An 11984-nucleotide genomic window follows, 5' to 3' on the forward strand; every position below is an offset into this window, starting at 1 on the left:
GGGACCTATGTATACCAGTCAATTCCAAACCTTAGTAGAAGTCATTCGGGAAAGAAGCAATATCTCTGATCGCGGGATCCGTTTTATCGAATCCGATAAAAACGAGACGGTTGTCTCTTATCGCCAATTGTTTGAAGAGGCGCAAGGGTATCTTGGCTATTTACAGCATCTCGGCATTAAGCCGAAGCAGGAAATTGTATTTCAAATCCAAGAAAACAAATCATTTGTCGTTGCTTTTTGGGCTTGTATATTAGGAGGAATGATTCCGGTGCCGGTCAGTATCGGAGAAGATGATGACCATAAGCTGAAGGTCTGGCGCATTTGGAATATATTAAATCATCCGTTTCTGATTGCCTCTGAAAAAGTATTGAACAAAATAAAGAAATACGCTGCAGAACACGATTTACAGGATTTCCATCACCAATTAAACGAAAAATCTGACATCATTCAAGATCAAACCTACGATTACCCCGCTTCATTTTATGAACCTGATGCGGATGAACTCGCCTTTATCCAATTTTCTTCCGGATCGACAGGAGATCCAAAAGGAGTCATGTTAACGCATCACAACTTAATACATAACACGTGCGCCATTGGGAATGCCCTACACGTTCATTCGAAAGACTCTTTCTTATCATGGATGCCTTTAACGCATGATATGGGGCTCATCGCCTGCCACCTTGTTCCCTTCATAACCGGAATCAATCAAAATCTAATGCCTACAGAGTTATTTATTCGCAGACCTATTCTTTGGATGAAAAAAGCTCATGAACATAAAGCCAGTATTCTATCATCTCCTAATTTCGGGTACAACTACTTCCTTAAATTTCTGAAAAACGAACCAGACTGGGATTTATCCCACATCAAGGTCATCGCAAACGGTGCAGAACCGATATTGCCGGAGCTGTGTGACGAATTTTTGAAAAGATGCGCAGCATTCAATCTGAAAAGATCCGCCATTTTGAATGTTTACGGTTTAGCGGAAGCTTCGGTTGGCGCAGCGTTCTCTAAAATAGGTAAAGAATTCGTTCCTGTTTATTTGCATCGTGACTATTTAAATCTTGGTGAAAGAGCTGTAAAAGTCAGCAAAGAGGACCAAAATTGCGCTTCATTCGTCGAGGTGGGACAACCTATTGACTATTGTCAGCTTCGGATCTCCGATGAAACAAATGAAAGAGTAGAAGACGGAATCATCGGCCATATCCAAATCAAAGGAGACAATGTGACGCAAGGGTATTACAACAACCCCGAGAGTACGGAAAAATCGCTGACTTCTGACGGCTGGGTAAAAACGGGAGACCTCGGATTTATTAGTGAAAGTGGTAACTTAGTCGTAACCGGAAGAGAAAAGGACATTATTTTCGTGAACGGAAAAAATATCTACCCGCACGATATTGAACGGGTCGCGATTGAAATGGAAGAGGTTGACTTAGGAAGGGTTGCCGCCTGCGGTGTATATGATCAAAAGACACAAAGCGGAGAAATCGTGCTCTTTGTTGTTTACAAAAAATCACCTGAAAAATTTGCACCGCTTGTCAAAGAGATAAAAAAACATTTGTACAAGCGGGGCGGCTGGAGCATAAAAGAAGTCCTTCCGATCCGAAAACTCCCTAAAACAACCAGCGGAAAGGTTAAACGCTACGAACTTGCCAGACAGTATGAGGCAGGGAATTTTTCAACAGAGTCTGCCGCCATCAATGAATGTTTGGAGAGCAGCACGGAAACATCCGGACAGACACCCATTCATGAGATAGAAACGGAATTGCTGTCTATCTTTTCCGAAGTGCTCGATGGAAAAAAGGTTCACCTCGCTGACAGTTATTTTGATATGGGAGCAAATTCATTACAGTTATCGCAGATTGCCGAGCGCATAGAACAGAAATTCGGACGCGAGCTTGCCGTTTCAGATCTCTTTACGTATCCTTCTATCACTGATTTAGCGGTATATCTGTCTGAAAGCCGGGCTGAAATCAAGCAGGACGCGGCAGCGAAACCAAGCCATGTGACACCGAAAGATATCGCCATTATCGGGATGTCGCTCAATGTCCCGGGAGCGTCAACGAAAAGTGATTTTTGGAATCTGCTTGAAAAAGGTGAGCACTGCATTCGAGAATACCCTGAATCCCGGCTGAAAGATGCGGCGGATTATTTAAAGTCCATCCAAAGCGAATTCAATGAGAGTCAGTTTGTGAAGGGCGGCTATTTAGATGAAATCGACCGCTTTGATTATTCGTTCTTCGGTTTAGCTCCTAAAGCGGCTCAGTTTATGGACCCTAACCAAAGACTGTTTTTGCAGTCTGCATGGCATGCGATTGAAGATGCGGGCTATGCCGGCGGCAGCATGAACGGGAGCCGTGTCGGGGTATATGCGGGGTACTCGAAGGTGGGCTACGATTATGAACGTCTTCTTTCTGCGAATTATCCGGAGGAACTTCATCAATATATTGTGGGCAATCTCCCTTCCGTGCTAGCCAGCCGAATCGCTTATTTCTTAAATCTAAAAGGGCCGGCGGTCACAGTGGATACGGCATGCTCCTCATCGCTTGCCGCCGTTCATATGGCATGTAAATCTTTAATGTCCGGCGATTGTGAAATGGCTCTTGCCGGCGGTATCCGGACATCGCTCTTGCCGATCTGTATCGGACTTGATATGGAATCTTCGGACGGGTACACGAAAACGTTCAGTAAAGATTCAGACGGCACGGGCACAGGTGAAGGCGCGGCCGCAGTCCTGCTAAAACCTTTGCAGGATGCTGTTCGCGACGGAGACCATATTTACGGCGTAATCAAGGGAAGCGCGCTGAATCAAGACGGAACAACCGCCGGGATTACAGCACCGAATCCGGCAGCTCAGACTGAGGTCATTGAGACGGCCTGGAAAGACGCGGGCATTGCTCCTGAAACGCTATCTTTCATCGAAGCGCACGGCACCGGAACGAAGCTCGGCGATCCGGTTGAATTTAACGGGCTTTGTAAAGCGTTTGAAAAGTATACAGCAAAAAAACAATTTTGTGCGATTGGTTCTGTTAAATCGAACATCGGTCATTTGTTTGAAGCGGCAGGCATCGTCGGGCTGATCAAATCTGTCCTCATGCTGAATCACAAGAAAAATCCGCCGTTAGCGCACTTTAATGAACCTAATCCTCTCATTCATTTTCACTCATCACCATTTTATGTGAATCAGGAAGTTTCGGAGTTCACATCCGGTGATGAGCCGCTGCGAGGCGGAGTCAGCTCATTTGGCTTTAGCGGAACGAACGCTCATGTGGTATTGGAAGAATATATTTCTCAAAGTGAGTATGCACCCGAGGATGAACATGGGCCGCACCTATTTGTTTTATCCGCTCATACTGAAAAATCACTCTATGAACTCGCACAGCAGTACCGGCAATATGTATCGGATGACAGCCAAGCTTCATTAAAGTCCATTTGCTATACAGCCAGTACGGGCAGGGCTCATTTGGATCATGGCATTGCCATGATTGTATCCGGTAAGCAAGAATTATCGGATAAGCTGACCCGCCTGATTCAGGGAGACAGAAACCTTCCCGGTGTATACATCGGTTACAAGAATATGAAGGAAATGCTGCCTGCTCATAAAGAAGAGCTGAATCAACAAGCAGCCGCTCTGATTAAGCAGCGTTTACGTACGCAAGATGAACGGATCACATGGCTGCATCGCGCAGCAGAATTATTTGTGCAAGGAGCCGTTATCGATTGGCGCGCGCTTTATTCCGGTGGAACTGTACAAAAGACACCATTGCCCCTGTATCCGTTTGAACGGAGCCGATGCTGGGCTGAAGCTGACCAATTGCGCTTAAACGAGGGCGAAAAGAGAGGAGAAGCGGCATTGAATATCAATCAATCGAAGGCACATATTGAATCCTTCCTGAAAACTGTAATCAGCAATGCTTCAGGGATCAGGGGAGAGGAACTCGATCTGAATGCTCATTTTATCGGGCTCGGAATGGATTCTATCATGCTGTCACAGGTCAAAAAAGCCATCGCGGACGAATTTGGGGTAGACATCCCGATGGATCGTTTTTTTGATACGTTGACCAACCTTCAAAGTGTCATAGATTACTTGGCTGATACCGTTCCATCGTCCTTTGCATCCGCTCCGCCTCAAGAGAATGTTCCGGTGCAGGAAAAACAGGTCATTTCAGAAGCTCAGCCTGAATCGGATCGCAGAGATGGTCATCAAGAGCATACGCTCGAAAAAATAATCGCATCTCAAAATCAATTAATTCAGGATGCCTTGCAAGCTCAATTAAATAGCTTTAATTTGCTGAGAAACAGCGGACATCATTCCGATGAGAAAGAATACGCTAAAGCGCAAGACAAATCAATTCCTTCTGTCAAGCAGGGGCCTCCGACCGTCAATGCAGAACAGAAAGCGGCTCAAGAAGCGAAACCCTATGTTCCTTTCCAGCCTCAGAACCTGAATGATCAGGGACACTATACCGCACGGCAAAAACAATACTTAGAAGATTTCATCAAGAAATACGCAGATAAAACGAAAGGTTCCAAACAATATACGGACAATACCCGATTTGCTCATGCAAACAACCGCAATTTGTCCAGCTTCCGTTCGTATTGGAAGGAAATCGTATACCCGATTATCGCCGAACGTTCTGACGGTTCTAAAATGTGGGATATTGACGGAAATGAATATATCGATATCACCATGGGATTCGGGGTTAACCTTTTCGGGCATCATCCTTCCTTTATTACACAGGTTATCGATGATTCAACCCGTTCATCATTGCCTCCGCTCGGCCCGATGTCAGATGTCGCCGGTGAAGTTGCCGACCGGATCCGCACATGTACCGGAGTGGAAAGGGTCGCTTTCTATAATTCCGGAACAGAGGCCGTCATGGTTGCCCTGCGTTTGGCGCGGGCGGCAACAGGAAGAAAGAAAGTCGTGGCGTTCTCGGGATCTTATCACGGCACGTTTGACGGCGTATTAGGGGTTGCCGGCACAAAAGGCGGGGCTGCGTCTGCGAATCCGCTGGCCCCGGGCATACTGCAGAGCTTTATGGATGATTTGATTATTTTACATTACAACAATCCCGATTCGCTGGACGTGATCCGCAGTCTTGGTGATGAATTGGCAGCCGTACTGGTGGAACCGGTACAAAGCCGCAGACCGGATTTGCAGCCGCAGGCATTTTTGAAAGAATTGCGGGCGATCACGCAGCAATCCGGAACAGCTCTGATTATGGATGAAATTATTACCGGATTTCGGATCGGTCTTGGCGGCGCACAGGAATGGTTCGGCATTCAGGCTGATTTAGTGACCTACGGAAAAATCATCGGCGGCGGACAGCCATTAGGGGTAGTTGCCGGAAAAGCTGAGTTCATGAATGCGATCGACGGGGGTACCTGGCAGTATGGGGACGATTCCTACCCGCAAGACGAGGCGAAACGCACGTTTGTGGCCGGCACCTTCAATACTCACCCGCTTACCATGAGGATGTCATTAGCCGTCCTTCGCCATTTACAAACCGAAGGAGAACATCTGTATGAGCAGCTTAATCAAAAAACAGCCTACCTGGTCGATGAGCTGAATCACTGCTTCGAACAAGCGCAAGTGCCTATCCGCATGGTTCGATTCGGTTCTTTATTCCGGTTTGTCTCATCGCTTGATAACGACTTGTTCTTTTACCATCTCAACTATAAAGGGGTCTATGTATGGGAGGGACGCAACTGCTTCTTGTCTGTGGCGCATACCGCGGATGATATCGAAAATATTATTCAAGCGGTGAAAGACACGGTGGAGGATCTTCGCCGAGGCGGATTTATTCCGGAAGGCCCGGATTCCCCTGATGGCGGAGGTCGTAAAAAGTCCGGGACGCGCGAGCTTTCACCTGAACAAAAGCAGTTGGTTATGGCATCCCATTACGGGAATGAAGCTTCCGCCGCTTTAAACCAGTCCATTATGCTGAAAGTGAAGGGCGAACTGCAGCATACACCATTAAAACAAGCCGTCCGGCATATCGTTGACCGTCATGAAGCTTTACGTACGGTGATTCATCCCGATGACGAGGTACAGCAAGTGCAGGAACGGATGAATATAGAAATACCAGTCATTGATTTTACCGGTCTCCCGCATGAACATCGGGAGCCGGAAATCCAAAAATGGCTGACAGAAGATGCCAAGCGGCCGTTTCATTTCCATGAACAAAAGCCTTTGTTTAGAATCCATGTGCTTACATCGGCTCACAATGAACATCTGATTGTGCTCACGTTCCATCATATCATTGCCGATGGATGGTCAATCGCCGTTTTTGTTCAAGAACTGGAGAGCAACTACGCGGCAATAGTACAAGGAAAACCGATTTCACCGAAAGAGGCAGATGTTTCGTTTCGCCAATACTTAGACTGGCAGCAGGCACAGATTGACAGCGGCCAGTATGAAGAAGGGGTCCGTTATTGGCGGCGTCATTTCTCTGAACCGATACAGCAGCCAATTCTGCCGAGCACAGATTCTGTCCGTTATCCGGACGGGTATGAGGGAGACCGGTGTACCGTCAGGCTTGGACGGCCATTGAGCGAGGCTTTAAGGTCATTAAGCATTCAGATGAAAAATAGCGTATTTGTGACGATGCTGGGCGCATTTCATCTTTTTCTGCACCGGCTTACCAAACAGTCAGGCCTTGTGATCGGGATCCCCGCTGCAGGTCAATCGCATATGAAACAGCATGATCTGATTGGAAATTGCGTCAATATGATTCCGGTGAAGAACACATCTTCTTCAGAAAGCACTTTATCCGGTTATCTTGGCAGTATGAAAGAAAGCGTGAACCTTGCAATGCAGCACCAAGCCGTCCCGATGACACTGGTGGCCAGAGAGCTTCCGCACGATCAAATGCCGGATATGCGTATTATCTTTAATTTAGACAGACCTTTTCGAAAGCTGTATTTCGGAAAGGCGGAGGCGGAGCCTGTTGCATACCCGGTAAAACGCACCCTGTACGATTTATTTCTTAACATAACAGACGCGCATCAAGAATATGTTCTTGATTTCGACTTTAATACGAACGTCGTCAGTCCGGAAATCATGAAAAAGTGGGGAGCGGGTTTTACAAAATTGCTGCAAAAAATGGTTGAGGGAGATTCAATCCCTCTTGACGCCATGATGATGTTTTCCGATGAAGAACAGCATGATTTACAAGCACTTTACGCCGAACACCAGAAGCGGATCGCTTCAATAGGAAGCAATACGGCAAATTTTACTGAAGCCTACGAGGCGCCGGTAAATGAAACGGAGCGGCAGCTGGCGCGGATTTGGGAGGAACTTTTCGGCCTTGAACGGGTCGGCAGATCAGACCGCTTCCTGGCTCTGGGGGGAAACTCACTCCAGGCGACGCTTATGCTTTCCAAAGTTCAGAAGACATTTCATCAAAAGGTTTCCATCGGACAATTTTTCAATCACCAGACTGTTAAGGAATTAGCACGTTTCATTCAGAACGAAACGAAAGTCGTGCACCTCCCGATGAAGACTGCTGAGAAAAAAGCGTATTACCCGACATCGCCGGCACAGCAAAGAGTATATTTCCTGCACCAACTGGAACCGGATCAGCTGGCGCAAAATATGTTCGGCCACATATCAATAACAGGGAAGTACGATGAGCAAGCCCTGATCTCATCTCTTCAACAAGTGATGCAGCGGCACGAAGCGTTTCGCACGTATTTCGACATTATAGATGGCGATATCGTTCAGAAACTTGAAAACGAAGTTGATTTTAACGTTCATGTCCGGACAATGAGCCGGGATGAATTTGATGCCTATTCAGACCGGTTTGTAAAACCGTTCCGCCTGGACCAAGCTCCGTTAGTTCGTGCGGAGCTGATCAAGATTGAAAACGAGCAGGCCGAACTGCTCATCGATATGCATCATATCATTTCGGACGGTTATTCCGTCAACATCCTTACAAATGAATTGCTGGCTTTATATCATCAGAAACCATTACCGGACATTGAATTTGAATATAAAGATTTCGCAGAATGGCAAAACCAACGGATGAATGACGATGCCATGAAGCGGCAGGAGACATATTGGCTGGAACAATTTCAAGACGAAATTCCCATCCTTGACCTGCCGACAGACGGTTCAAAAGCGGCAGAACGGTCTTCTGAGGGACAGCGTGTGACATGCTCCTTACAGCCGGATGTCATCCGTTCGCTTCAAGACTTGGCGCAAAAGGCGGAAACTACTCTCTATACGGTGCTTCTGGCCGCCTATAATGTGTTGCTTCATAAATATACGGGACAAGAAGACGTTGTCGTTGGCACGCCTGCATCAGGAAGAAATCATCCGGATATCGAAAAGATCATCGGTATTTTCATACAAACCATTGGAATCCGGACGAAGCCGCACGCCAATAGAACGTTTACGGATTATCTGGAAGAAGTAAAGCGGCAGACGCTTGACGCTTTCGAAAACCAAGACTATCCATTCGACCGGCTTGTGGAGAAATTAAATGTACAGCGGGAAACAACCGGAAAGTCTCTGTTTAACACGATGTTTGTGTTTCAAAACATTGAATTTCATGAAATCCGGCACAATGAATGTACATTTAAAGTGAAAGAACGAAATCCAGGGGTCTCTTTATATGATTTGATGCTCACGATCGAAGATGCCGGTCAACAGATAGAGATGCATTTTGATTATAAACCTGGACGATTCACAAAAGACACCATTGAACAGATCACCAGACACTATACCGCCATTTTAAACAGCCTTGCTGAGCAGCCGGAGATGACATTGTCTTCTGTTCCTATGCTGTCTGAAACCGAACGTCATCAACTGCTGACGGAGTGTAATGGCACAAAGACGCCGTATCCGCATAAGGAAACGGTATATCGGTGGTTTGAAATGCAGGCGGAACAGAGTCCCGATCATGAAGCCGTTATTTTTGGCAATGAGCGGTATACGTACAGACAGCTCAATGAACGGGCGAACCGATTGGCGCGGACGTTACGGACAAAAGGCGTACAAGCGGATCAATTCGTTGCCATCATCAGCCCGCATCGGATCGAGCTGATTGTCGGAATTTTGGCTGTTCTGAAAGCCGGCGGCGCATACGTGCCCATTGATCCTGAATATCCGGAAGATCGGATCCAATATATGCTGAGAGATTCAAGAGCGGAGGTTGTGTTGATACAGCGCAGCCTGCTGGATCAATTACCGTATGATGGTGACATTGTGCTTTTGGATGAGGAAAACTCATACCATGAGGATCACTCGAATCTTGAATCGGAGAGCGATGCGCATGATTTGGCCTACATGATCTATACGTCAGGTTCCACGGGAAATCCAAAAGGTGTACTCATTGAGCATCAGGGGCTGGCTGATTATATTTGGTGGGCGAAAGAGGTTTATGTAAGAGGTGAGAAAACCAACTTCCCATTATACTCTTCCATCTCTTTCGATCTGACTGTGACCTCGATATTTACACCGCTGGTTACGGGAAATACCATCATTGTCTTTGATGGCGAAGACAAAAGCGCTGTGCTTTCTGAGATTATGCGGGACTCAAGAATAGACATGATCAAATTGACCCCGGCACATCTGCACGTTATCAAGGAGATGAACATCGCTGGCGGCACCGCAATACGGAAAATGATTGTCGGCGGAGAAAATTTAAGCACCAGTCTGGCCAAAAGTGTCAGCGAGCAGTTTAAAGGCCGGCTGGACATTTTCAATGAATACGGACCGACGGAAGCTGTCGTCGGATGTATGATTTATCACTTCGACGCAGAACGGGACAAGCGGGAATTTGTACCGATCGGCATTCCGGCTGCCAACACGGATATTTATGTGGCCGATGCAAGCAGAAACCTGGTTCCGATCGGGGTAATCGGCGAAATATATATCAGCGGACCGGGTGTTGCCAGAGGGTATTGGAACCGCCCGGATTTAACAGCAGAGAAATTTGTTGAAAACCCGTATGTCCCGGGAGCGAAGATGTACAAATCAGGGGATTTGGCTAAGCGATTGAAGGACGGAAATCTTTTATATATTGGGCGCGTTGATGAACAAGTCAAAATCAGGGGACACCGAATCGAGCTTGGTGAAATTGAAGCAGCAATGCATAACGCGGAAGCGGTGCAAAAAGCCGCGGTTACAGTGAAAGAAGAAGAAGACGGCTTAAAACAATTATGCGCGTATTACGTAAGCGACAAGCCTATAGCGGCTGCGCAGCTTAGGGAACAATTGTCATCGGAGCTTCCGGACTACATGGTTCCGACCTATTTTGTCCATCTGGAGCATATGCCGTTAACATCCAACGGGAAAATAAACCGTAAGGCACTGCCTGCACCGGAAGCGAGTCTGCAGCAGACGGCTGAATATATTCCGCCGGGTAATGAGACGGAGTCCAAACTGACAGATTTATGGAAGGAAGTGCTCGGAATAAGCCATGCGGGGATCAAACATAATTTCTTTGATCTCGGAGGCAACTCCATCCGAGCGGCTGCCTTAGCCGCCAGAATTCACAAAGAGCTGGATGTGAATCTGTCTCTCAAAGACATATTCAAGTTTCCTACCATTGAACAATTGGCTGACAAGGCGTTACACATGGACAAAAATCGATATGTACCGATTCCGGCTGCAAAGGAAATGCCATATTATCCGGTTTCTTCAGCTCAGAGGCGGATGTATTTGCTAAGTCACACAGAAGGCGGCGAGCTGACTTACAATATGACGGGTGCCATGAATGTGGAAGGGACGATCGATCCCGAACGGTTAAACACCGCTTTCCGAAAATTAATCGCGCGTCATGAAGCGTTGCGGACCAGCTTTGATTTATATGAAGGCGAGCCGGCACAGCGTATTCATCAGAACGTCGACTTTGCGATAGAACGAATTCAAGCTAGCGAAGAAGAAGCGGAAGATCGTGTGCTTGATTTCATCAAAGCGTTTGACTTAGCCAAACCGCCGCTGATGCGGGCCGGACTGATTGAAATTGAACCTGCGCGGCACGTGCTTGTGATTGATATGCATCATATCATTTCTGACGGCGTGTCGGTCAATATTCTGATGAAAGATTTAAGCCGAATCTACGAGGGGAACGAACCGGACCCGCTCTCTATTCAATATAAAGACTTTGCAGTTTGGCAGCAATCGGACATTCAGAAACGGAACATCAAGAACCAGGAAGCGTATTGGCTGGATCAGTTTCACGGTGATATTCCTGTACTGGATATTCCCGCGGATTATGAGAGACCTGCCATACGCGATTACGAAGGCGAATCATTTGAATTTCTTATACCCGAACACTTGAAACAGCGTTTAAGCCAAATGGAAGAAGACACAGGAGCAACACTGTATATGATTTTATTGGCAGCCTATACGATTCTTTTATCCAAATACAGCGGACAAGAAGATATTATCGTAGGAACGCCATCTGCCGGGCGGACTCATTTGGATGTAGAGCCGGTCGTGGGAATGTTCGTCAATACGTTAGTCATTCGCAATCACCCGGCGGGCCGTAAAACATTTGATGCCTACTTAAACGAAGTAAAAGAAAACATGCTGAACGCCTATAAAAATCAAGACTATCCATTGGAAGAATTAATTCAGCATCTGCATCTTCCAAAAGATTCAAGCCGTAATCCTTTATTCGATACGATGTTTGTGCTGCAAAATCTTGATCATGCTGAATTGACTTTCGATTCCCTTCAACTCAAGCCGTATCCATTTCATCATCCGGTTGCCAAATTCGATTTGACCTTGTCGATTCAGGCGGACCGCGACAACTATCACGGACTGTTTGAATATTCGAAAAAACTGTTTAAGAAAAGCAGAATCGAGGTTTTATCAAACGACTACTTACACATCCTATCGGCGATTTTGGAACAGCCAAGCATTCTAATCGAACATATCGGATTGAGCGGCAGCAATGAGGAAGAAGAGAACGCGCTTGATTCTATTCAATTGAACTTTTAGGGAAAAGCATTATTTCTTTAAATTATAT

1 protein-coding gene is annotated in these 11984 nt (G+C 46.5%); it reads left to right on the forward strand.

Translation table 11 applies throughout. The annotated features are described in order from the left end of the window. Window positions 1-7 precede the first annotated feature (7 nt). Entirely contained in the window at window positions 8-11956 is an 11949-nt protein-coding gene (gene bamA / locus OTK50_RS00135; RefSeq protein ID WP_266121814.1) for a bacillomycin D hybrid PKS/NRPS BamA, read from the forward strand. Window positions 11957-11984: the final 28 nt, after the last annotated feature.

This window comes from Bacillus sp. NEAU-CP5, assembly GCF_026420705.1.
In the GTDB taxonomy this organism is placed as follows: domain Bacteria; phylum Bacillota; class Bacilli; order Bacillales; family Bacillaceae; genus Bacillus; species Bacillus velezensis.

Bases quoted from the DNA above. Each gene is read 5' to 3' on its own strand.
- bamA (WP_266121814.1), top strand. From the start codon at position 8: ATGTATACCAGTCAATTCCAAACCTTAGTAGAAGTCATTCGGGAAAGA.